This window comes from Synechococcus sp. LTW-R (genome assembly GCF_014217875.1).
Lineage (GTDB): Bacteria > Cyanobacteriota > Cyanobacteriia > PCC-6307 > Cyanobiaceae > Vulcanococcus.
Genome location: NZ_CP059060.1, coordinates 1,145,762 through 1,166,359, shown reverse-complemented (window position 1 = coordinate 1,166,359; position 20,598 = coordinate 1,145,762). Strand labels below are relative to the sequence as shown.

21 protein-coding genes are annotated in these 20,598 nt (G+C 67.0%); 13 read left to right on the top strand and 8 right to left on the bottom strand.

What is annotated here, in order from left to right:
• Window positions 1-32 precede the first annotated feature (32 nt).
• The 3 genes from H0O22_RS06585 to sppA all read right to left on the bottom strand — a co-directional run bounded on the left by H0O22_RS06585 (window position 33) and on the right by sppA (window position 1,915).
• Window positions 33-629 carry a DUF2808 domain-containing protein gene (locus tag H0O22_RS06585; RefSeq protein WP_185188143.1) on the bottom strand — a complete coding sequence of 199 codons (597 nt, stop codon included), beginning with the start codon at window positions 627-629 and terminating at the stop codon, window positions 33-35.
• A 105-nt stretch (window positions 630-734) separates the two neighbouring features.
• Window positions 735-1,106, bottom strand: coding sequence for a chorismate mutase (gene aroH, locus H0O22_RS06580; protein ID WP_185188142.1), 372 nt, complete (start codon window positions 1,104-1,106; stop codon window positions 735-737).
• Window positions 1,103-1,915 carry a signal peptide peptidase SppA gene (sppA, locus tag H0O22_RS06575; protein WP_185188141.1) on the bottom strand — a complete coding sequence of 271 codons (813 nt, stop codon included), beginning with the start codon at window positions 1,913-1,915 and terminating at the stop codon, window positions 1,103-1,105. Before sppA ends, aroH begins: the two co-directional genes overlap by 4 nt.
• Window positions 1,916-1,992: 77 nt before the next feature.
• On the opposite strand from sppA, the gene H0O22_RS06570 reads away from it, so the two are divergent.
• The 3 genes from H0O22_RS06570 (at window position 1,993) to H0O22_RS06560 (ending at window position 5,840) form a co-directional block, all read left to right on the top strand.
• A complete protein-coding gene (locus H0O22_RS06570; protein WP_185188349.1) occupies window positions 1,993-2,919 on the top strand; it encodes a DMT family transporter in 927 nt (308 codons plus the stop codon).
• Window positions 2,916-4,004: a glycosyltransferase family 4 protein gene (locus H0O22_RS06565; protein WP_185188140.1), complete on the top strand. Its 1,089-nt coding sequence runs from the start codon at window positions 2,916-2,918 to the stop codon at window positions 4,002-4,004. Before H0O22_RS06570 ends, H0O22_RS06565 begins: the two co-directional genes overlap by 4 nt.
• A gap of 63 nt (window positions 4,005-4,067) precedes the next feature.
• Window positions 4,068-5,840: a glycosyltransferase family 39 protein gene (locus H0O22_RS06560; protein ID WP_185188348.1), complete on the top strand. Its 1,773-nt coding sequence runs from the start codon at window positions 4,068-4,070 to the stop codon at window positions 5,838-5,840.
• Here the strand turns inward: H0O22_RS06560 and H0O22_RS06555 are convergent.
• Entirely contained in the window at window positions 5,834-6,403 is a 570-nt protein-coding gene (locus H0O22_RS06555) for a DUF721 domain-containing protein (protein WP_185188139.1), read from the bottom strand. The two genes, H0O22_RS06560 and H0O22_RS06555, sit on opposite strands and share 7 nt — an antisense overlap.
• Window positions 6,404-6,479: 76 nt before the next feature.
• Between H0O22_RS06555 and H0O22_RS06550 the strand changes: the two genes are divergently transcribed.
• From H0O22_RS06550 to H0O22_RS06530, 5 genes are read left to right on the top strand one after another with little or no spacing between them, the layout of a single operon-like run.
• The gene (locus tag H0O22_RS06550) at window positions 6,480-7,247 is read left to right on the top strand and encodes a PspA/IM30 family protein (protein ID WP_185188138.1); all 768 of its coding nucleotides are present in this window, start codon (window positions 6,480-6,482) and stop codon (window positions 7,245-7,247) included.
• Between the two features lie 24 nt (window positions 7,248-7,271).
• Window positions 7,272-7,604 (top strand): co-chaperone YbbN, encoded by a 333-nt coding sequence (locus H0O22_RS06545; RefSeq protein WP_185188137.1) that lies wholly within the window; start codon window positions 7,272-7,274, stop codon window positions 7,602-7,604.
• Window positions 7,591-8,799, top strand: coding sequence for an aminotransferase class I/II-fold pyridoxal phosphate-dependent enzyme (locus H0O22_RS06540; protein WP_185188136.1), 1,209 nt, complete (start codon window positions 7,591-7,593; stop codon window positions 8,797-8,799). Before H0O22_RS06545 ends, H0O22_RS06540 begins: the two co-directional genes overlap by 14 nt.
• Complete coding sequence (locus tag H0O22_RS06535) at window positions 8,781-9,527, top strand: biotin--[acetyl-CoA-carboxylase] ligase (protein WP_185188135.1); 747 nt, start codon at window positions 8,781-8,783, stop codon at window positions 9,525-9,527. Before H0O22_RS06540 ends, H0O22_RS06535 begins: the two co-directional genes overlap by 19 nt.
• A 38-nt stretch (window positions 9,528-9,565) precedes the next feature.
• Window positions 9,566-10,516 (top strand): M23 family metallopeptidase, encoded by a 951-nt coding sequence (locus H0O22_RS06530; RefSeq protein ID WP_185188134.1) that lies wholly within the window; start codon window positions 9,566-9,568, stop codon window positions 10,514-10,516.
• On the opposite strand, the gene H0O22_RS06525 is transcribed toward H0O22_RS06530, so the two are convergent.
• Both H0O22_RS06525 and H0O22_RS06520 read right to left on the bottom strand, forming a co-directional pair.
• On the bottom strand, window positions 10,513-11,214 hold the full coding sequence (locus H0O22_RS06525; RefSeq protein WP_185188133.1) for an ABC transporter ATP-binding protein: 702 nt from the start codon (window positions 11,212-11,214) through the stop codon (window positions 10,513-10,515). The genes H0O22_RS06530 and H0O22_RS06525 overlap by 4 nt on opposite strands.
• Complete coding sequence (locus tag H0O22_RS06520; protein WP_185188347.1) at window positions 11,214-12,785, bottom strand: NAD(P)H-quinone oxidoreductase subunit N; 1,572 nt, start codon at window positions 12,783-12,785, stop codon at window positions 11,214-11,216. Before H0O22_RS06520 ends, H0O22_RS06525 begins: the two co-directional genes overlap by 1 nt.
• Window positions 12,786-12,916: 131 nt before the next feature.
• Here H0O22_RS06520 and topA point away from each other — a divergent pair, with 131 nt between their 5' ends.
• From topA to H0O22_RS06495, 5 genes are read left to right on the top strand one after another with little or no spacing between them, the layout of a single operon-like run.
• The gene (gene topA, locus H0O22_RS06515) at window positions 12,917-15,634 is read left to right on the top strand and encodes a type I DNA topoisomerase (protein ID WP_185188132.1); all 2,718 of its coding nucleotides are present in this window, start codon (window positions 12,917-12,919) and stop codon (window positions 15,632-15,634) included.
• Window positions 15,634-16,068, top strand: coding sequence for a hypothetical protein (locus H0O22_RS06510; protein WP_185188131.1), 435 nt, complete (start codon window positions 15,634-15,636; stop codon window positions 16,066-16,068). The genes topA and H0O22_RS06510 overlap by 1 nt, the downstream gene beginning before the upstream one ends.
• Before the next feature lie 14 nt (window positions 16,069-16,082).
• A complete protein-coding gene (locus H0O22_RS06505) occupies window positions 16,083-16,721 on the top strand; it encodes a DUF2232 domain-containing protein (RefSeq protein WP_185188130.1) in 639 nt (212 codons plus the stop codon).
• Window positions 16,718-17,836 (top strand): nicotinate mononucleotide-dependent phosphoribosyltransferase CobT, encoded by a 1,119-nt coding sequence (cobT, locus tag H0O22_RS06500; RefSeq protein WP_185188129.1) that lies wholly within the window; start codon window positions 16,718-16,720, stop codon window positions 17,834-17,836. The genes H0O22_RS06505 and cobT overlap by 4 nt, the downstream gene beginning before the upstream one ends.
• 24 nt (window positions 17,837-17,860) lie before the next feature.
• A complete protein-coding gene (locus H0O22_RS06495; RefSeq protein ID WP_255439531.1) occupies window positions 17,861-18,940 on the top strand; it encodes a hypothetical protein in 1,080 nt (359 codons plus the stop codon).
• Here H0O22_RS06495 and H0O22_RS06490 read toward each other — a convergent pair.
• Window positions 18,937-19,998 carry an aldo/keto reductase gene (locus H0O22_RS06490; protein ID WP_185188128.1) on the bottom strand — a complete coding sequence of 354 codons (1,062 nt, stop codon included), beginning with the start codon at window positions 19,996-19,998 and terminating at the stop codon, window positions 18,937-18,939. The two genes, H0O22_RS06495 and H0O22_RS06490, sit on opposite strands and share 4 nt — an antisense overlap.
• Window positions 19,999-20,050: 52 nt before the next feature.
• Entirely contained in the window at window positions 20,051-20,593 is a 543-nt protein-coding gene (locus tag H0O22_RS06485; protein WP_185188127.1) for a bifunctional nuclease family protein, read from the bottom strand.
• Between the last annotated feature and the right edge of the window lie 5 nt (window positions 20,594-20,598).

Below are 20,598 nucleotides of genomic sequence, written 5' to 3'. Positions count from 1 at the left end.
CGTCGATCCGACAATTTATCAGTCGGGGTGACTCAGAAATCCGAGGTGGCATCCACCTGGATCAGCCAGCTGCCCAGGTAACCGGAGATCGGTACGGCGCCAGGGGCCTGGGCCAAGGCGTTGAGCTGGAACATCCCAGCGCTGGGCGGGTTGATCACCTGCATGTAGACGCCAATGGTCTTGCCGACGGGCACCGGGGTGTCCGGGAAGATTTCGATCGAGCGGCCATCCGTGGTGACCTCCACCGTCGCGGGGATGGTCTCTTCGCAGCGGGTGCGCTTGGTCATGCTCCCCGACTTCATGTAGCAGAGCTTGATTTTGTTGGGATCAAGCGTTGTGTCGAAGCTTTGGGGAATCGAGATGGCCAACTTCAAGATCGCTGTTTTGCGATCCTTCGGTTTCAGCAGAAAATAGTATTCAGCACGCTGTTGACGAACCGTGTTCGTCGTGAAGTAGTAGAGCTTCCGGTAGTCCTTGGTGTTGTCCCAGCGGAACTCCATGATGCTGGGGGTCCCTTGCGCCAGAGCCGCTTTGGGGGACAAGCCCAGCTGGGCGCCGGTGAGGGCTGCGCCACAACCAGCCAGGGCGGCGAGCTGGAGTGCAGTCCGTTTCAACTTGCGATTGATCATTGCGCCTCAAACATGGACCGTTGGGTCCATTCTCAGGGGGTAGGGGAGTTGGGCCGACCTCGGTGGGCGGCGAAGCAGCTGGCAGTTGTGACCAGATGCGACTGCTCAGGACTGGGCCAGGTCGGGCCTGAGCTTGGCGGCGTCCCGGAGGTAGGCGTGGCGTGCCGGTTGCTCGAGCCAGACGTGGGCGAGAAGACGGATACAGCGCTTCAGGTCGCCGGCGACGGCCATTTGCTGGCAGTCCAGCAGGGCCACCCCGCCCCAGCCCGGCCGCTGCCGCGCGATGGCCGCTGGGAAGCAGGCGTCCAGATCGGTGGTGACTGAAAAGGTGAGCGAGAGGATGTGCTCGCCGCTCAGGTTGTTGCGCTCCACCAGCGCATTCAGCAGCTCCTCCACCGCCTCTTGGATGGCTTCGCGGCTGTTCGCCGTCGCCGTGGTGGCGCCCCGGAGGGCGCGGAGCGATTGCTCAGGGCTCATGGACGATGCAGCCAAAGGGGTTGGCCGCTGGTGCTGAGCTCCAGCTTGAGCCACTGCAGGGCGAGGGAGAACAGGGATCGGCCGGGGATGACGCCCGCAAAGCGGTTCTTCTCTTGGCCAAAGGTGATCGGTTTGGTTTTCTCCAGATCCAACTCAGCCAATTCACAGGCCAAGCGCCGGGCCTGCTCCTCATCTCCGAGTTCATCCACCAGACCCAGGTCTTTGGCTTGGGCACCGCTGAAGACCCGACCATCGGCAAAGCGACGCACCTCCTCCTCGCTGAGGCCGCGCCCTTGAGCAACGGCCGTCACGAACTGTCCGTAGCTGGAGTCGATCAGGTCCTGCAGCAGCTGCCGCTCGCCGGCACTGAGGGCGCGATCGGGGGACAGGATGTCCTTATAAAGGCCGCTCTTGACCGTCTCGAACTGGATGCCGATGCGCTCCAGCAGGCGGGACAGGTTGTTGCCCCGCAGGATCACGCCAATGGAGCCGGTGATCGAGCCGGGGTTGGAGACGATCTTGTCGGCGGCGACACCGATGTAGACGCCACCGGAGGCGGAGATGTTGCCGAAGCTGGCGATGACCTTGCAGTTCTTCTCGCGCAGTCGCAGCAGGGCTGCATGAATTTCCTGGCTGTCCCCAACGGTTCCGCCGGGGCTGTCGATGCGGAGTAAGAGGGCGGGGAACTCCCGCTTTTCGACCTCGCGTAGGGCCTTCAGCACCCGTTTGCGCGTGCCCGAGGCGATGGGCCCTTCAATGGCAATGCGCGCGAGTTTGCGGCGTGACTTGCGTCGCCAGGGCCAGGGCATCGAGTCGATCTGCAGTGGCTGGATCTTAAAAAGGAGCTTGTGGGCGGTTGAAGCCGGTGAACCTGCGCTGGCTGGCCATGGTGCTCCCCTTTGCCCTCTGGGGGACGGCGATGGCTGCGATGCGGCCCCTGCTCGATGGGGCCGGACCACTCACCTTGGCCTGGATGCGGTTGCTCCCGGCCGGGCTCGTGGTCCTACTGGCGGCCCAGGTCCTGGGCCGCTCCCTGGCGGTCGATCGCCGCGATTGGCTCTGGTTTGCCCTCTTCGCCATCGTGGATGCCACGGCCTTTCAGGGCTTGCTGGCGCGGGGCCTGGGGGGCACGGGAGCTGGCTTGGGCTCGGTCCTGATTGATTCTCAGCCCTTGCTGGTGGCCCTGCTGGCCCGCAGCCTGTTTGGTGAGGCGATCAACCCCGTGGGTTGGGTGGGCTTGCTCGTGGGCTTGCTCGGCATCCTTTGTTTGGGGTTGCCGGAGTCCCTGCTGCGGCAGTGGTGGCTGATGGGGCCGGAAGTTCTCGGGGAGGCCGCCTGGAGCCACGGTGAGCTCTGGATGTTGGCGGCGGCGTTGGCCATGGCCCTGGGGACGGTGTTGAGCCGCTACGCCTGCCGCCATAGCGATCCGGTGGCGGTCACCGGTTGGCACCTGGCGCTTGGGGCCTTGCCGCTGCTCGCGGGGTCGGCGCTGGAGCCGCTCTGGAATCCAGCGTCCCTGGGCCCCTGGCCCCAATGGTCCGGCCTCGATTGGCTGCTGATGGCCTATGCGGCGCTCTTTGGCAGTGCCCTGGCCTATGGGCTGTTCTTCTGGTTCGCCAACCACGGTGAACTGACCAGCTTCACGGCCCTTACGTTTTTGACCCCCGTTTTTGCGTTGCTCTGTGGCGTGGTCTTGCTCCAGGAGACATTGACACCCTTGCAGTGGTTGGGGGCAGCCCTGGCGCTCTTGAGCGTGGTTTTGATCAACCGACGCATCCAGCTCTGGCAGCTCGAGCAGGAGGTCACCGCATGAGTGCACGCCCCCTCTCGATCCTGGTGGTCGCTCCCGCCCTGGGGCCCTTGGGCAGTGGCAAGGCCGGGGGCGTGGAGCTCACCCTGTTGAGCGTGGTGAGCGGGCTTCTCGAGCGCGGCCATCGCCTGACGGTGGCCGCGGCTGAGGGCTCGAGCTTGCCCCCCAGTTGTCAGGGGGCCGCCCTGCTGTTGGAACCCGGTGCCCCCCAAGAGAGTTGCCAGCACGCCCCCCGGGCCTCCGACGTTTGGATGCCAGCCCAGGGCCTGCTGCCCCGGCTCTGGCAGCGGGCCTTGCAGGAGCCCATCGATGTCGTCTTGAACCTCGGCTACGACTGGCTGCCGTTTTGGCTGACGCCTCTGGTGGAGGTGCCGGTCTTTCACCTGGTGAGCATGGGCTCGGTCAACCAGGTCATGGATGCGGCCATTGCCGAGCTGGCCCGTTGGGATCAGCGGCGTCTGGCTTTCCATACCGCCAGCCAAGCCGCTGATTTCGACCTGCCGCAGCCTCCCGTTGTGGTGGGGAATGGTTTTGATCTCGCGGACTACAGCCTCTGCCTCGAACCCGATCCGCTCCTGGGTTGGGTGGGCCGGGTGGCCCCTGAGAAAGGGTTGGAGGACGCGGCGGCGGCCGCGGCTCAAGTCGGCCAAACCCTGGCGGTGTGGGGGCTGGTGGAGGATCCCGGCTATGCGGAGCGGGTCGAGGCCTCCGTGGCGCCCGGCACCTTGGATTGGCGGGGCTTTTTGCCCACCGCCGCGCTCCAGGCCGAGCTGGGCCGCTGCCGCGCCCTGCTCAACACCCCGAAGTGGAACGAGGCCTACGGGAATGTTGTGGTGGAGGCCATGGCCTGCGGTGTACCCGTGGTGGCCTACCGCCGCGGCGGCCCCGGGGAATTGGTTCAGCCGGGCCTGAACGGCTGGTTGGTGGAGCCGGATCAGCCGTCCGCCTTAGCCGACGCCCTGGAACGGGTGGATCAGATCGATCGCCGTCAGTGCCGCCAGTGGGTGGAAGAGCAGGCGTCGAAGGCCGTCCTGGCGGAGCGGCTCGAGCAGTGGCTGCAGGCCGGCTTGCTCAGGAAAGAGCGATAGGGTCAAGCCCCCTTGCGATCCGCTGTGGTGCCCCGGAACGGCAAGCCCTGGTTGGTGCTGCTGATGGTCGGGGTCTTCGGCCTGTTGCTGTTCGTCTGGCGGCTGGGCCTGACCGGCTTGGTGGATGAGACGCCACCGTTGTTTGCCGCCTCCGCCAAGGCGATGGCGGACACCGGGGATTGGCTGACCCCCCGCGTCAACGGTTTGCCTCGCTACGACAAACCTCCCCTCGTCTATTGGCTGATGGGCTTGGGCTACGCCCTGCCCGGCCAGAGCCTCTGGAACCCGCTGGGCACCTGGGCCTCTCGCCTGCCGTCCGCCCTGAGTTCCATCGGCCTGATGCTGCTGCTGGCCTGGACCTTGCTGCGCCGGCCCCAGCCCTCTCCCCAGGGCCAGTGGCCCGATCCCCCGCAAGAGGCGATCACGGCCGTGACGGCGGCCCTGGCCTTTGCGCTCTCGCCGTTGGTGCTGCTCTGGAGTCGCATCTCCGTCAGTGATGCCCTGTTCAGCGGCCTCTTGTCGGCGGCACTGCTGCTCTTCTGGTGGCGCTATGCCGGGCTCTGCCGCTGGTGGCTCCCGTGGTTCGTCCTCGGTCTGGCGGTGCTCGCGAAGGGGCCCGTCGCGGTGGCGCTAGCCGGCCTGACGGCCTTGTTGTTTGCCCTGCTGCAGCGGGATCTTCCTGGTCTTTGGGCCCTCTGGAGACCCTGGCGCGGCCTGGCCCTCACCGCGGCGGTGGCGTTGCCTTGGTACGTCTTGGAGCTGCTCGTGGAAGGCCAGCCCTACTGGGACAGCTTTTTTGGTTACCACAACCTTCAGCGCTTCACCGGTGTGGTCAACAACCACCTGCAGCCCTGGTGGTTTTTCTTGCCGGTCTTGGTGGTGGCATCGCTCCCCTTCACCCCGTTGCTGCTGGCGGGCCTGGTCGGAGCCCTGCGTCCCCGGCCGGTGTCCCCCGAGCAGTCCCTCCAACGCTTTGCGGCCTGTTGGCTGCTGGCGGTCTTTGTCTTCTTCACGGCGGCGGCCACCAAACTTCCGAGCTACTGGATCCCCGCGACGCCCGCCGCTGGCCTTCTGATTGCCCTGGCTGCCCAACAGCTGCGCCCCGGCTGGCGGGCCGCGACCCTGCGCGGATCGACCCTGGCCCTGGTTGCGGTGCTGACCGCCGGCCTGGCGGCCGGACAGCTCTGGGTTCCCCTGATCAATGAACCGGAGATGCCCACCCTCTCCGCGTCGCTGTTGGCCAGTGGCGCCGTTCAGCGGGCTTCCCTCTGTTTCGGCCTGGGCGGAGTGGCGGCGCTGCTGCTTTGGTGGGGACCCTCCAGTACCCGCCGGGGCTGGCTCTTGGTGCAGCAGTTGGGCATGGGCGCATTCGTTCTGACGGCACTGGTGCCGATGGTGGAGCTGGGGGATCGTTTGCGGCAGCTTCCCGTGCGCCGCATGGCGGCCTTGGTGCTCGAGCAGCGGCGGCCCCAGGAACCCCTGGCGATGGTGGGCATCCTCAAGCCCTCGCTGCACTACTACACCCAGCAAGTCGTGGTTTACGAGGGGGTGCAGCCCAATGGTCCGCTGAACCTTACGGATCGGCTGGCCAAGGAGGTGCGTCGCGGCCAGGTCCCGACGCCGGCCACCCCCGGGTCCAGCGTTCTGGTGGTCATTGATGGCAACACCGCCGCATTGCCCCACTGGCGTGGGGTTCCTCACCAGCGCCTGGGCAGCGTTGGCCTCTATGAACTCTGGCGGGTCCCTCGGCCCGCTTTAGCCCAGTGGTCCCAAGCCCTGGGTCAACGGGCCGGTCTGGCTCCGGATTGGCAGGATCCCCGGCCCGAGCGCTACTGATCTGACTCTGACTCCAGGCTCGGCCTCCCCATCGCGACGCCGTTGTCCATGGTGTCCCGTTGGCAGAAGCTGCAGTGCCCCCAACGCTGAAGTTCCCCGAGCGGTGAGGGGCGCTTGCACTGGGGGCAGGAGCCCATGCCAAAGACATCGACGCGGCTGGGGTGCTGAGCCCAGACCTCCTCTTCCAGCCCGCTGCCGGCTGGGGGCAGGGGGGTGCTCTGGTGTTGCTGGAACTGCAGATCCTTCACGGCAAAGCCCGCCCCGCGCAGGGCGCCAAGCAGCTGGTGCTTGTTGAAGCGCAGGGCCTGGAGCCATTGGGGGTGACTGGCCCCCACGACGAGCCGTCCGCCGTGGAGCCGCAAGGGGAGGCAATGGGGAGCGAGTTGGGGGCCGGCAATCCGCGGCCAGGCCTGCCAGAGCCCCGCCAGGCTGCCTTCGTCTTTCCACTCCCGCTGCAGGCCGCTCAGGGTTTCGCCGAGACCTTGAATCGGCGGCCAAGGCGGCGGCACCAAGAGGTTGACGTCCCCTTGGCGGCGGGTCTGGTTGCGGGGGGCGATGCCCATGGACGGACCCTAGTGGAGGTGGCGCTGTGCAGGGCAGCCCACCCTGGTTAGTCTCGGCCTCAGCTCTGCTCGCTCCATGGGCTTTTTTGATCGCCTCGGCCGGCTGGTTCGTGCCAACGCCAACGCAGCCCTGAGTGCGGCTGAAGATCCCGTGAAGATCCTCGACCAGTCGGTCGCGGACATGCAGGCCGATCTCGTCAAACTGCGCCAGGCCGTCGCGACGGCCATCGCCAGCAAAAAGCGCATTCAGAACCAGGCCGATCAGGCCGACGCCCAGGCCAAGACCTGGTACGAACGGGCCGAGTTGGCGCTGAAGAAAGGGGAAGAGGACCTGGCCCGTGAAGCCCTCGGGCGCCGCAAGACCTGCCAGGACACGGCGACGGCCCTGCAGGGGCAGCTGCAAAGCCAATGCGGCCAGGTGGATCAGCTCAAAAAGAGCCTGGTGCAACTCGAGAGCAAGATCGCCGAAGCCAAAACCAAAAAGGACATGCTCAAGGCGCGGGCCCAAGCCGCCCAAGCCCAGGAGCAACTCCAGAGCGCCGTGGGCAATCTCGGCACGAATTCGGCCATGGCGGCTTTCGAGCAGATGGAGGAGAAGGTGCAAGCCCTCGAAGCCCGCAGCCAGGCCGCCGCTGAATTGGCTGGGGCTGATCTGGAAAGTCAGTTCGCTGCCCTGGAAGGGGCACCCGAAGTCGATTCCGAGCTCGAAGCCCTCAAGGGCAAGCTGTCGGGATCCGCAGCAGCGCCCTCTTTGCCCGCCGGTGGGGAAGGGGTGCAGCCCGTCCAGGTGAGCGAGGTTGATACGGAGCTTGAAGAGCTCAGGCGTTCGATCGACAAGCTTTAAGCCCTCCATACAATCGCCTGACCCATGACTGCTGCCGTGTCCGTTCTTCAGCTCACCGATGCCAACTTCCAGGCCGAGGTGCTGGAGTGCTCGACCCCTGTCCTGGTGGACGTTTGGGCCACCTGGTGCGGCCCCTGCCGTCTGATGGCCCCGATGATGGATTGGGCGGCTGAGGCCTACGCCGGACGTCTTACCGTGGGCAAGCTGGAGGCGGATCCCAACCCCGCGAGCCGCGATCGGATGCAAGTCCAGGGCCTGCCCGCCTTGGTGCTCTTTAAGGACGGCCAAGAGATCGCCCGCCACGAAGGTGCGATGGCCAAGCCCCAGCTCGAGGCTTTCTTGGATGCCCAACTCTGATCCGTTCTCGATTTCTGAACGGGTTCGTGGCTTAGGCAGCGGCGTTTTTGCCCGCAACGACCAACGCAAGGTGGCCTACCGCGCCCGGCCTGAGGCCGGGCTGTCCCCTTTGCTCGATCTCTCGTTGGGGTCGACCGATCTTCAACCCCCGCCGGTGGCGATTGAGGCGATCCGCCAGCGTTTGGGGGATCCCGCAAGCGCCTCCTATTGCCTGCATGGCGCCACGGAACCGCTGAGGGAGGCGGTCGCCGCTTGGGCCCAGCGTCGCTTTGGCGTGGCGGTGGATCCAGCCACCGAGGTGCTTTTTCTGGTGGGTTCCCAGGAGGGAACGGCCCATCTGCCCTTGGCGGTGTTGAACCCCGGGGATTCCGCGCTCCTGCTCGATCCCTTCTATCCCTCCCACCTCGGCGGTCTGCGCTTGGCCTCGGCCCAGCCGCGTTTTCTGCGGTTGGATCCGACGACTGGTTTTGCCCCCAACTTTGATCAGCTCAGTCCTGCCGAGTGGGACGCGCTGAAGTTGATGGTTCTGGGCTTCCCCCACAACCCAACGGCCACCACCGGTGAGCAGGCCTGGGTCGATGAAGCCGCGGCGCGGGCGGTGCGCCATGGCCTGGTCTTAGCCCACGACAACCCGTATGTCGACTTGGCCCTGGAGGGTGAGGCTCCGTCCCTGCTTCGCTCACCCCATTGGCGCCAATGCGGCATTGAGTTCTTCTCCTTCTCGAAGGGCTGGTGTTTGGGGGGGTTCCGGATGGCCTTCGCGATCGGTGCGGCCCCGTTGATCCAGGCCCTGCGCCAACTCAAGGGTGTGGTGGATTTCAACCAGTCCTTGGCCCTGCAGGCGGGGGGGATCGCAGCCCTGGAGCAGGCGCCGGACTGGCCCGAGCGGCTCAAACCCATCTACCGGGAGCGCCGGGACCGAATGATGGCGGCCTTTACGGCGGCGGGATGGCCGGTGCAGCGCCCCTCGATGGCGCTCTACCTCTGGTTGACCTTGCCGGAGCAGGCACGCCAGCGCGGCTGGGATTCCGAGCAGTTCTGCGCCCAGCTGCTGGATGCCACGGGTGTGTGTCTCACTCCGGGCAATGGTTTTGGTGAGGGGGGAGAAGGATTCGCCCGTCTGGCGCTCGTCCATGACACGGCGGCCCTGGAGGCTGGGGCCAAGCGCATGGGGGCATGGCTGAACAGCCTTTAAGCGCTGCGACGCTGGTGCATCAGTTGCGCCAAGTCCCCGGGGACTACCCCCTGCCCTGGCGCATTCAGGTGCGATCCATCTGTGCCAGCACGGAGCTGGAACTGGACCGGTGGCTTCAGCGTGAGCCGATCGGGGCGGCGGCACGGGTGGTCGTGGCGCACCGCCAGGGCTTTGGCCATGGCCAGCAGGGCCGCGTTTGGTCCTCTCCCGCTGGAGGCCTCTGGTTGAGTGCCGCCTTGCCCTGGCCGCCGGACCCGGATCGCTCGGCCTCCCTGGCCTTGGCCGTCTCGGTCGGTGTGGCCCTGCAGTTGGAGGAGCTGGGCTTGGAGCCTGCGATCAAATGGCCCAATGACCTGCTGGTGTCGAGCCTGAAGCTGTGTGGGTTCCTGCCGCGCCTGACCTGGCGGGCTGGTCGCGTCCGCCACGCCCGGGTGGGCCTGGGCCTGAACGGCACCAATTCCGTTCCGGCGGGGGCGGTGAGCCTGCAGCAGCTGCGCGTCCGCCAGCGCCCTGCGGTCTTAGGCGCCCGCGTCTTGCGTGCCCTCGAATGGGCGGCCGCTGCGGCGGAGCAGCCGGAGTTGGTGCGGCGTCAGGCCCAGCAGCGTCTGTGGAACCCCGGTCCCTTGGACCATGACGGCCAGCGCTGGAGCATCACCGGCCTCAGCCTGGATGGGGGATTGCAGCTTGAAAATGCCTCTGGCTCGACGGTGTTGCGGCGGCGTTTTTAGCGCTCCCTAGAGTTGATTTCGCTTCTACTGCGGTGGTTGTGATTCGCCCCCCACGGCTCCGTTGGCTGCTCCTCACGCCGTTGCTCCTGGCGGCACCGCTGGGCTCTGAGCCGCTCGAACCCCCTCCGTTGCCGGCGCCCGAGCCCCCGCTGCGGCCTTCCCTGCAGCAGCTTCAGGCGGTTCCGCCCCCGAAGCGCTTTGACCAGTCCCTCGATGCCCTGGTGCGGCAGGGCATCGTGACCCCTTCGGAGCGGCGGGCCCTGCGGGGGGGCGGAGCCGCGCTGCAGCCCCTGGATGTGGGGGCGTTTCAGAAGGCCTGCCGCACCGGTGCCCTTTCGGCGCGGGAATGCCGCGGTGGCATCGCCCTGCGCTGGGGGCTGCGCCGGGAAGGGGCACGGCGCCCGCCACTCTCGGTTCCGGTCTCGGCCCTGCTGGGTGGGCGTTTTGACCTGGCGAGGGTGTTTCGTGTGACCCCGAGGCCGGCGCCGGTGGCGGGCAATGGCAACCGGCGTTTGCTGCTGCCGATCATTGGCTCCGCCTTCAAGTCGAGTGGTTTTGGTTGGCGGCTGCATCCCCTGTTGGGGGGCTGGCGTCTCCATGCCGGCGATGACCTGGCGGCCCCAGAGGGCACACCGGTGGTGGCGGCCTTGGCGGGTCGGGTGGTCAGCAGCGGATTGGCCGGTGGCTATGGCTTGGCGGTGGAGGTCGAGCACCAGCGGCCGCGGCGCCGCAGCCTCTATGGCCACCTGTCTGAGCTGTATGTCCGCGCCGGTGATCGCGTGCTGCAGGGGGAGGTGCTCGGCCGGGTGGGCAGCACGGGCTTGAGCACGGGGCCCCATCTGCATTTCGAGTTGCGGCAGCCGGTCTCCGGGGGCTGGGTCGCGGTGGATCCCGGAGAGTTCGACCCGGGTTCCGCCCTGCGCGGAACGGACGCGGTTGCCCTCTTGATGGGGCAGCTGATCAGCAGCCTGGAGCGGCCTCGCGGCTAAACCTGAGAGCCAGCCCCGCTGCTCACCAGACGACCGTCGTGGAAATGCACCACCCGTTGGGCTCGGGCCGCCACATCGTGTTCATGGGTGACCAGCACGATCGTCATGCCCTGCTGCCGGTGTAGCTCATCAAAGAGGTCCAAAACCTCGGCGGTGGTGCGGGAATCCAGGGCCCCTGTGGGTTCGTCCGCCAGCAGCAGGTTGGGTTGGTTGATGATCGCCCGCGCCAAGGCGACCCGCTGTTGCTGACCGCCGGAGAGTTGGTTGGGCTTGTTGTGGAGCCGCTCGCCAAGGCCGATGCGCTGGAGCGAGCGGATGCCGCGTTCCTCGCGCTCCTCGGCGGGAACCCCGGCGTAGACCATCGGCAGCATCACGTTTTCCAGGGCGGTGAGCTCCTGAAGGAGATGAAACTGCTGAAAGATGAATCCCAGTTCGCGGTTGCGCAGATCGGCGAGCTGATCGTCCGTGAGCTGCTCGACGGCGGTGCCGTTCAGGCGATAGCTGCCACTGCTGGGGCGATCCAGGCAGCCCAGGATGTTCATGGCCGTGCTCTTGCCTGAACCCGAGGTGCCCATCACGGCGACATATTCGCCGCGCCGCACACTCATGGTCAGGTCATCGAGGGCGACAACCGTGGTGTCTCCGCTGCCGTAGGTCTTGCGGATGTGATCGAGTTCGGCGACGACCGCTCCGGCCATCAGTCAACCGGGAGGCCGGCGGCCGAGGCGAGTGCTTTCTGCAGCATCGGGGTGCCTGCAACGGCACCGCTCGCCCAGGTGAAGAGCGGGTTGGAGAGGATGCCACCGACGGCGGTCACGGCCACGCAGGACACCAGGGCGGCGCGGAGGGGCTGCAGTCCAGCCAGGCTCCAGTTGACCTCGGGGTAGGACTTGACCACGTCGGAGGCCTCATGGGGCTCCTTCACGACCATCATTTTGATGACCGAGATGTAGTAGTAGATCGAGACCACAGAGGTCAGCAGGCCGACCACCACCAGCAGGTACTGCTGATCGGCCCAGCCGGCAAAGAAGAGATAGATCTTGCCGAAGAAGCCAAGCATCGGCGGAATGCCACCGAGGGAGAGCAGGCAGAGGCTCAGGCCCAGGGTGATCAGAGGATCCTTTTGATAGAGACCCGCGTAATCGCTGATCCGATCACTGCCGGTGCGCAGGGAGAACAGGATGATGCAGGCGAAGGCCCCCAGGTTCATGAACAGGTAGGCGGCCATGTAGAGGACCATGGCGGCGTAGCCGTCTTCGGTGCCGCAGACCAGGCCAATCATCACGAAGCCGGCCTGTCCAATCGAGCTGTAGGCCAGCATCCGCTTCATGGACGTCTGAGCCAGGGCCACCACGTTGCCCAGAACCATGCTCAGGATCGCCAGGACCGTGAACAGGAGCTTCCACTGCGCTTCGAAGGGTTCAAAGCAGCCCACCAGGATGCGCAAAGCCAGGGCGAAACCGGCGGCTTTGGAGCCCACGGAGAGGAAGGCCACCACGGGAGTCGGGGAGCCCTCGTAGACGTCAGGGGTCCACTGGTGGAACGGCACCGCTGCGATCTTGAAGGCAACCGTGGCGAGCACGAACACCAGGGCGAGGGCCGCGACCGGCGAGGCGCTGGTCTGGAGCGCAATGCCAACCGCTTCGAGGCTGGTTCTGCCGCCGGTCAGGCCGTAGAGGAGCGAGGCGCCATAGAGGAAGACCGCGGCGGCCGCCGAGCCCACCAAGAGATACTTGAGCGCCGCCTCAGAGCTGCGGGCGTCGCGCTTCATGTAGCCCGACAGCAGGTAACTCGCGACCGACAGCGTTTCGAGCGAGACGAAGATGCTGACCAGGTCCGTGGCTCCGCAGAGCAGCATCGCTCCGAGGGTGGCGGCCAACAGGATCGAGGCGTACTCACCGACGGGCGTTCCGGCCCGCTCGACGTAGCGCCAGCTGATCAGCAGGGACACCAGGGTTGAGGCCGCCACCACAGCCCGAAAGGCGATCGCGAGGTTGTCGGCCAGGAAGGCGCCGAGGAAGGAGGGCTCAAGGGGCGCCGCATCCCATTGCAGGGCCAGCAAGCCCAGCGCACCGCCGAGACCGACATAAGAAAAGAGGGGGACCCAACGCGCAGCCGCTTTCTCGCCCGCCAGATCGACGAGCAGGCAGGCCACCATCGCCAGCAGGACCGCACCTTCCGGGGCGATGGCTCCTGCATTGAGTTGCAGCGAGGTGATGGCGTTCACCGCTGGAGCAGCCGCAGTCGTAACGGTGTCGGCGGCAGCCAGAAGAGAAAGCACAGCTGTTTTGGATCACGCCCGTTGGGCTGGACTGTAGCCGCGCTGGCGTCAACCTTCGGAGTTTCTCGCCGGGGTTGACGGTCGGTGCGATAAAGAGGGAAGCGGTTCACCGCCTGCCTGTGGCGCACACCCTCGTCATCGTTGAAAGCCCCACCAAGGCCCGCACCATCCGCGGGTTCTTGCCGAAGGACTTCAAGGTTGAGGCCTCAATGGGGCACGTGCGCGACTTGCCCAACAACGCCAGCGAGATCCCCGCGGCCCACAAGGGCGAGAAGTGGGCGAACCTCGGCGTGAACACGACCAAAGATTTCGAACCGCTCTACGTGGTTCCGAAGGACAAGAAGAAGACGGTCAAAGAACTGAAGGACGCCCTTAAAGGCGCCGATCAACTGCTCCTCGCGACCGACGAAGACCGCGAAGGTGAGTCCATCAGCTGGCACCTGCTGCAGCTCCTGAACCCGAAGGTTCCGGTCAAGCGGATGGTGTTCCACGAGATCACCAAGGAAGCCATCGGGCGAGCCCTGGAGCAGACCCGCGAGCTCGACATGGAGCTTGTCCATGCCCAGGAAACGCGGCGCATCCTGGATCGCCTGGTGGGCTACACCCTCTCGCCGCTCCTCTGGAAAAAGGTGGCTTGGGGCCTGAGCGCGGGCCGGGTTCAGTCCGTGGCCGTCCGCTTGCTGGTGCAACGGGAGCGGGCCCGGCGGGCGTTCAAGAGCGGCAGTTACTGGGATCTCAAGGCTGAGCTGGCCCAGGGCAGCAGCGGCTTTGACGCCAAGCTGACCCACCTCAAGGGCGAGCGCATTGCCGGCGGTTCGGATTTCGACGAGAACACCGGTGGGCTGAAGGCCGGCAGCAAAGTTCGCCTGCTGAGCGAGGCCGACGCCCGCAGCCTGCGCGAAGCGGTCTTGGCGGCTCCTTGGCGGGTGTCCTCCGTCGAGGAAAAGCCCACCACCCGGAAACCGGTGGCGCCCTTCACCACCAGCACCCTGCAGCAGGAGGCCAACCGCAAGCTCCGCCTGTCGGCGCGCGAGACGATGCGCACGGCCCAGGGGCTGTACGAGCGGGGCTTCATCACCTACATGCGCACCGACTCGGTGCACCTCAGTGACCAAGCCATCAACGCGGCCCGCAACTGCGTGGCTGAGAAATACGGCAAGGAGTACCTGAGCGGCTCCCCCCGTCAGTTCTCCACCAAGGCCCGCAATGCCCAGGAGGCCCATGAGGCGATTCGCCCGGCGGGTGAGAGCTTCAGGGACCCCTCGGCCACCGGCCTGGATGGCCGGGATCTGGCCCTTTACGAGCTGATCTGGAAGCGCACCGTGGCCTCCCAGATGGCCGAGGCGCGTCTGACCATGCTCAGCGTTGAGCTGGAGGTCGATGGCGGCAGCCTTGGGCCCGCCAGCTTCCGCGCCAATGGCAAGCGCATTGACTTCCCCGGTTTCTTCCGGGCCTATGTCGAGGGCAGCGATGACCCCGATGCCGCCCTCGAAGGGCAGGAAGTCCTGCTGCCAAGCCTGAAAACCGGCGACAGTCCCAGTTGCAAGGCCGTCGAAGCGCTGGGTCACCAAACCCAGCCCCCGGCTCGCTACAGCGAGGCTGCCCTGGTGAAGATGCTCGAGAAGGAAGGCATCGGTCGCCCCTCCACCTACGCCTCGATCATCGGCACCATCGTCGATCGCGGTTACGCGACGCTGCAGAACAACTCGCTGACCCCCAGCTTCACGGCCTTTGCCGTGACCGCCCTGCTGGAGGAGCACTTCCCGGATCTGGTGGACACCAGCTTCACCGCGCGGATGGAGGGGACCCTCGACGACATCTCCACCGGCAAGGTGCAGTGGCTGCCCTACCTGGAGAGCTTTTACAAGGGGGACAAGGGGCTCGAGACCCAAGTGCAGCAGCGGGAAGGGGACATTGACCCCACCGCCTCACGCACGATTGCCCTCGAGGGTCTCCCCTGCGTGGTGCGGATCGGTCGTTTTGGCGCCTATCTCGAAACCAAGCGGGTGGCGGAAGACGGCAGCGAGGACGTGCTGAAGGCCACCCTTCCCAACGAGATCACCCCAGCGGATCTGGACTCCGAAAAAGCGGAGCTGATCCTGAAGCAGAAGGCCGATGGTCCCGAGGCCCTCGGCGAAGATCCCGAGACCGGCGATTTGGTCTATCTGCTCTTCGGCCAATACGGACCCTATGTGCAGCGGGGCCAGGTCAGTGACGACAACCCCAAGCCCAAACGCGCCTCGCTCCCCAAGGGCACCAAGCCCGAGGACCTCAGCCTCGAAGATGCCCTGGGCTTGTTGCGTCTCCCCAGGCACCTCGGCGAACACCCCGATGGCGGGAAGGTGGAAGCCGGTCTGGGTCGCTTTGGCCCCTATGTGGTCCACCACAAGGGCAAGGGGGAGAAGGACTACCGCTCCCTCAAGGCCGAGGACGACGTGCTGATGGTGGGCCTCTCCCGTGCCCTGGAACTCCTTGCAATGCCCAAGCGCGGGCGCGGTGGCCGTACGGCCCTCAAGGACCTTGGGACCCCCGAGGGGGCCGATGAAACGATCCAGCTCTTTGATGGCCCCTATGGCCTTTATGTGAAGCAGGGCAAGGTGAACGCCTCGCTTCCTGAGGGCACCACGGCGGACACGATCACCCTCGAGCAGGCGGTCGAATTGCTCGCCGCCAAGGCCGCCTCAGGCAAGGGCAAGGGTCGCAAGACCGCGGCCAAATCCACAGCGGCGAAGAAGCCCGCCGCCAAGAAGCCAGCGGCGAAGAAAGCTCCGGCCACCACCAAGACCGGACGTCTGCGGGCGAGCGCTGTGAGGATCATCAAGGCGGCTGACAGCTGATGGCGCCTCTGCGCTGGGGGTCTCTGCTGCTGTTGGCTGGCGCCTTGGCCGGATGCCAGGGCACACCCCTGGGTGATCAGTTGTCCCGGAGTTTCTCGGCCCCGCTCCCGGCAACTCCAGCATCGCCTCCTGCCTCAGTGCCTGCCACTCAGGCGAAACCCGCGGCACCCGCTCCCGCCGCCAAGACCGAGGCGGTCGCGGCCGCGCCCAAGCCCGCCCCGAAGCCGGACCCGGCTCCTGCTGCGCCGCGCCGCAGTGCGCCGCCGGCCCCCTATCGGGTGACGATCAAACTGCCGGCCGCGGATCCCTCCGCCCCTGCGGAGGTGCTGACCCAGGCCTTGCGCGCGGCGGGTTTGGCCTTTGAAGTGGAGACCATCGAGCGCGTTTCCAATGGGACGACGCCCACCCGCAGCGCAGCGCCTGATCCGCGCTAGGCCGTCCTTCCACCATGTCTTTGAGTCGCCGTCAGGCCCGACAGCTCACCGATACGGCTTATCTGGCGGCGGCCACCGCGTTGCTCTGGGTGGGCCTCTACTACCTCCCGGTGGGCGGAGCGCTGTTCCGGTTGGCCTTGCCCCTGCCCTTGGCTCTGTTGCAGCTGCGCCATAACGGCCGCTGCGCTGTGGAAGGGGTCACCGTGGCGGCCTTGCTGCTGGTGGCCTTGATGGGGCCGATCCGGGGCCCGTTGGTGCTCTTCCCCTATGGCTTCTTGGCCCTGTGGCTCGGCTGGTGCTGGAGCCGTCGCCTGAGTTGGTACCTGAGCTGGGGTGTGGGGTTGTTGATCGGCGCTGGTGGTTTCCTGGTGCGGGTGGCCGTGCTCTCGATCCTGCTGGGGGAAAACCTGTGGGTGCTGATCACCTCCGCGGCCTCCCAGGTGCTCGATCGCCTGCTGGGCTTGGTCCACATCGGTGGCGGACCGGATCTGTTGCAGGTGCAGCTGATGGCCTTGGCTTTGGTGCTGCTGCAAAACCTGATCTATGTGCTGGCGTTGCATGCGGTGGCCCTGTGGATCTTCCCGCGGCTGAAGAGCCCGATCAGTGAGCCGCCGGCGCTGCTGCGGCCCCTGCTCGCCCTCGATCCGCTTTGAGCCTGGAGCGCCTTAGCGGAGCGCCCGAGCTGGCGGAGCAGTGGTGTCAGCGTTTGGCTGCCGCTGTGCCCCAGACCCGGGTGCTGTTGCTGCTGGCGGGGACGGACACGGCGGCCGTTGAGGGCATCTCGGCGGCTGGTGCAACACCGGACTCCCGCCGCCTTACGGCCGCAGCGGATGCGGAGTTGCTCTGGCAGGGCCCCGCCGCCGAGCGGCCCCATGCCTTGCCGCCCCTGCCGGCTGGGGTCACACCGGCCGTGATCGCCTGGGCCGTGCTGCAGGGGTTGAACTTGCCGCCCTTGGTGCTGGACCTGGGGGCCCCTGTCGCTCCCGCCATTCCCCATCTCCAGCTGAACCAGTCGCCGGCCCGCTGCCTCAGTACGGGGGCGGCGATGGCTCCGGATCGGGTGCAGAGGCTTTGGTCCTGGGGGGAGCGCTGGGGTCGGAGCTTGGCGCGCACCGGACAACCGGTGCTGCTCAGTGAATGCGTTCCTGGCGGCACCACAACGGCTCTGGCGGTGCTGGAGGCCCTGGGGGTGCCCTCCATGGGTCTGGTGAGCGGCAGTGTCCGCCAGCCCGATCACCAGCTGAAGCAACGGCTGGTGCAAGAGGGGTTGGCGGCGGCCCAGCTGCCCGAGGGCACAGGGCCCCAGGCCGTTTTGGCGGCCGTGGGGGACCCGATGCAGGTGGTGGCTGCGGCCCTGCTCAAGCGGGCGGCTCTGGGCGGTGCACCGCTGCTCTTGGCGGGCGGCAGCCAGATGGCGGCGGTCTGGGCCCTGGCCATGGCGGCCTGCCGTCCGGAGGAGCGTCAACGGTTGGGCCGCCAGTCGGCCGTGGTCACCACCGCTTGGGTGGCCCATGAATCGGCCAGTGATTTCCAGGGGCTGCTGGCGCAGTTGGCCAGCCGCTTTGGCGTTGAGCCGCTGGCCTTCGCCACGTGCTTGCGCTTCACGGACAGCCGCCGGCCGGAGTTGCTCGATTACGAGCGGGGCTACGTCAAAGAGGGGGTGGGTGCTGGCGGCTTGGCGGCCCTATGGCAGCTCAGTGGCCGCCCGCTGCAGGAGCTGGTGTCCGCCTGTGAGCTGGCCTGTGATCAGCTGCTGCACTCCGCCTAGGTTCAAGGCGTGTTGCCCTCGGTTGTGACCTCCCGCCGCCAACTCCTGCAACTGATGGGTTCGGTGGTGGCCCTGGGCACGGCGGCTGGATGCGCCCCCGTGCGCCTGGGGGCGCCGCAGCTATTGAGCGTGAAGGGGGATCTGCCCAAGGCCTGGTTGCAGGAGCTGCCCTCTCCCTGGCAGTCCCAACGGTTGGAGCGCCCCGAGCAGCTGCTGAGCGTGGTGGATCGCTCCGCGCTCCAGGAGCAGGGCCTGAGCGGTGCGGCCCTGCTGGCCCTCGGTGATGGCTGGGCCCAGCAGCTCGATCGTGCCCGGCTCCAACCCCTGGAGGCCTCCGCCCTGCTGGCGCAGCTGGCGCCCATGGCCCAAGCCCCCAGTCGCTTGTTTGCTCCTGAGGGCTCCGTGCCCGTGGCCTTCCCCTGGGCCTTTGGGACGTGGTTGTTGCTGCTGCGCAGTCGCCCTGACCTCTGGCGACAGCGCCAGCAGGGTTGGTCCTTGCTCCTCGATCCCAGCCTGCGGGGAAAGGTGGTGCTCCCCTCCAGCCCGCGGGTGGTGATTGAGCTGGCGTTGCGTCAGCTGGGACTCTCCAGCGATGACCCCCAATCCCTAAATGCCCCAGCGCTGCCGAAGCAGGTGTCCGCTCTGGCGGATCAGGCCCTGGCCCTCGATGAGCGGGACGGACTGAATTTGCTGTTGGCGGGTGAGGCGGAGGCCGCCGTGGTCCCAAGCCACCGGGCGATTCCGCTGCTGAAGAAAGATCCCCGTTTGTCGGCTGTGTTGCCGGAGTCCGGCTCCCCGCTCTGGTGGCAGTTCTTGCTGCGCTTGGCCCCCCAGGACCGTGCACTGCTGGATCCGCCCCTGCCCTTGGAGTGGATTCGCGATGGCCTCTCGCTGCCTCTTCTGGATCGTCTGTTGGCGGCTGGCTGGGTGCCGCCCCTTCCCCACTATCAGTTGGAGCCGGTGCTGCGGCGTTGGCCGGAGCGGCTACGGCCGCTTCTGCTTCCCAGTGAGGCCGTCCTGCAGCGCTGCAACAGCCTTCCGGTCTTCAGCCCGGCTGAGCGCAGCCGCTGGCAGACCCTCTGGGATCAAGCCCTGAGCCGCTAACCCCAGAGCCGGCGCCGCGGTGCGGCGGCCAGCCGTTCATGGGTCTCCGCCAGCAGCTCTGGAATGGGCAGGTTGTGGGGGCAGCGCGGCAGGCAATCACCGCAGCCCGAGCAGGCGGACGCGTTCACGCTTTCCCACCAATGCCCGGCTCGGCCGATCAGGTTGTAGCGCTCTTGGGCAAAGGCACCCATGCCGTGGCCGAGGTCCAGGTTGCGCAGGCGCAGGAGCTCGGGGATGGGCACCGCGTTGGGGCAGGGCAGGCAGGCCCGGCACTGCTGGCAGGCGCTGGCGGAAAGACGGCTTTGGCCGGCCTGCCAAGCGCGATCCAGGGCCTGGCGATGGCTGGGCTCAAGCCAGCGGCCCTCCTCCGCAGTCAGACGCTTGGCGAGATCCAGGTCGCTGGCTTGGGCGGCCCCCAGGGTCAGGCTTGAGATACCTGCATCCAGCAGGAAGCGGTAGGCCAACTCCAGCGGCTCAAAGGGAGCGCAATCGGCGCGGAGTTGCTCAGGCGGTGCATAGAGCCGACCCCCCTTGTCGGCGGGCGAGATGGCGAGCACGCCCATGCCCTCCCGGAGCGCGGCCTGGGCCAGGGGAATTCGGGTCTGATCGAACCAGTGCAGATGGAGGCTGCAGAAGCTGAAGCGCCCTGAGGCGAGGGCGGTTTCAATCAGCGGGAGCTCACCGTGGCTGGAGAACCCCACTTGGCCGACCAATCCCTCCGCCAGGGCCCAGCGCAGCAGCTCCGCCCCGGCTCCCCGCAGGGCCCAGTCCAGATGCTCAGGTCGGTTCAGGCCGTGGATGGCCAGGTTGTCGAGCCGCTCGAGCCCTAGGCGTTGCAAGATCCCGCGCAGTTGGGCCTTGCCCTCCTCCAGCGCGATGCCCGGGAGCAGCTTGCTGGTGATCACCAGCGGCTCCGATCCCCGCCACTGGCTGAGGGCTTGGCCCAGGAAGGCCTCCGCGGGGCCATAGGCCGGGGCGGTTTCGATGTGGTTGATGCCCGCGGCTAGGGCCGCGGCGAGCACCTCCGCCATCTGCTGCGGGCCCGTGGTGGCCCGCATCGTGCCAAGGCAGAACGGGGAGACCGGGGCTCCCCGGCCAAAGGGGCGGCGTTCAGCCAGCGTCTTCCTCCGGCTGTTCCGCGGAGGATTCCACGTCGGTCTGGGCTTGGTTGATGTGCCGGACCAGTTCAGCGGGACTGATGCCGTCGATGAAGCGGCGGAAATCGGCGGCGTCTTCGGCGTCCGCCTCCGCATCGACGGGAATGGAGGCGTCGGCGACCACTTCCTCCAGCATCCAGATCCCACTGCCGGTGCGGATCGCCAGGGCGATGGCGTCGCTGGGGCGGGCATCCAGCTCCACTTCCTCCTCGCCAGCCGTCTGCAGTTTCAAGACGGCACGAAAGGTGCTGTCTTCGATGGCGTGAACGATGACCTTGGTGAGCTGCAGGCCCCCGGCCTGCAGGAGCTCCACCATCAGGTCATGGCTGAGGGGCCGGGGCGGAGCCTGGTCGCTGAGCCCGGCCATGATGTTTTGGGCCTGGGCCTGGTCGATCCAGATCGGCACCTGACGGCGGCCCGATGGGTCGCGAAGCAGAACGATCGGACTGCGACTGGCGGCATCGAGGGCCATGCCGGCCACTTGCATTTCGACCATGACTT

Excerpts from the sequence above, each read along its gene's own strand:
- H0O22_RS06585 (WP_185188143.1), bottom strand. The coding sequence starts at position 629 with ATGATCAATCGCAAGTTGAAACGGACTGCACTCCAGCTCGCCGCCCTG.
- aroH (WP_185188142.1), bottom strand. The coding sequence starts at position 1,106 with ATGAGCCCTGAGCAATCGCTCCGCGCCCTCCGGGGCGCCACCACGGCG.
- sppA (WP_185188141.1), bottom strand. The coding sequence starts at position 1,915 with ATGCCCTGGCCCTGGCGACGCAAGTCACGCCGCAAACTCGCGCGCATT.
- H0O22_RS06570 (WP_185188349.1), top strand. The coding sequence starts at position 1,993 with ATGGTGCTCCCCTTTGCCCTCTGGGGGACGGCGATGGCTGCGATGCGG.
- H0O22_RS06565 (WP_185188140.1), top strand. The coding sequence starts at position 2,916 with ATGAGTGCACGCCCCCTCTCGATCCTGGTGGTCGCTCCCGCCCTGGGG.
- H0O22_RS06560 (WP_185188348.1), top strand. The coding sequence starts at position 4,068 with ATGGTCGGGGTCTTCGGCCTGTTGCTGTTCGTCTGGCGGCTGGGCCTG.
- H0O22_RS06555 (WP_185188139.1), bottom strand. The coding sequence starts at position 6,403 with ATGGGCATCGCCCCCCGCAACCAGACCCGCCGCCAAGGGGACGTCAAC.
- H0O22_RS06550 (WP_185188138.1), top strand. The coding sequence starts at position 6,480 with ATGGGCTTTTTTGATCGCCTCGGCCGGCTGGTTCGTGCCAACGCCAAC.
- H0O22_RS06545 (WP_185188137.1), top strand. The coding sequence starts at position 7,272 with ATGACTGCTGCCGTGTCCGTTCTTCAGCTCACCGATGCCAACTTCCAG.
- H0O22_RS06540 (WP_185188136.1), top strand. The coding sequence starts at position 7,591 with ATGCCCAACTCTGATCCGTTCTCGATTTCTGAACGGGTTCGTGGCTTA.
- H0O22_RS06535 (WP_185188135.1), top strand. The coding sequence starts at position 8,781 with ATGGCTGAACAGCCTTTAAGCGCTGCGACGCTGGTGCATCAGTTGCGC.
- H0O22_RS06525 (WP_185188133.1), bottom strand. The coding sequence starts at position 11,214 with ATGGCCGGAGCGGTCGTCGCCGAACTCGATCACATCCGCAAGACCTAC.
- H0O22_RS06510 (WP_185188131.1), top strand. The coding sequence starts at position 15,634 with ATGGCGCCTCTGCGCTGGGGGTCTCTGCTGCTGTTGGCTGGCGCCTTG.
- H0O22_RS06505 (WP_185188130.1), top strand. The coding sequence starts at position 16,083 with ATGTCTTTGAGTCGCCGTCAGGCCCGACAGCTCACCGATACGGCTTAT.
- H0O22_RS06490 (WP_185188128.1), bottom strand. The coding sequence starts at position 19,998 with ATGCGGGCCACCACGGGCCCGCAGCAGATGGCGGAGGTGCTCGCCGCG.
- H0O22_RS06485 (WP_185188127.1), bottom strand. The coding sequence starts at position 20,593 with ATGGTCGAAATGCAAGTGGCCGGCATGGCCCTCGATGCCGCCAGTCGC.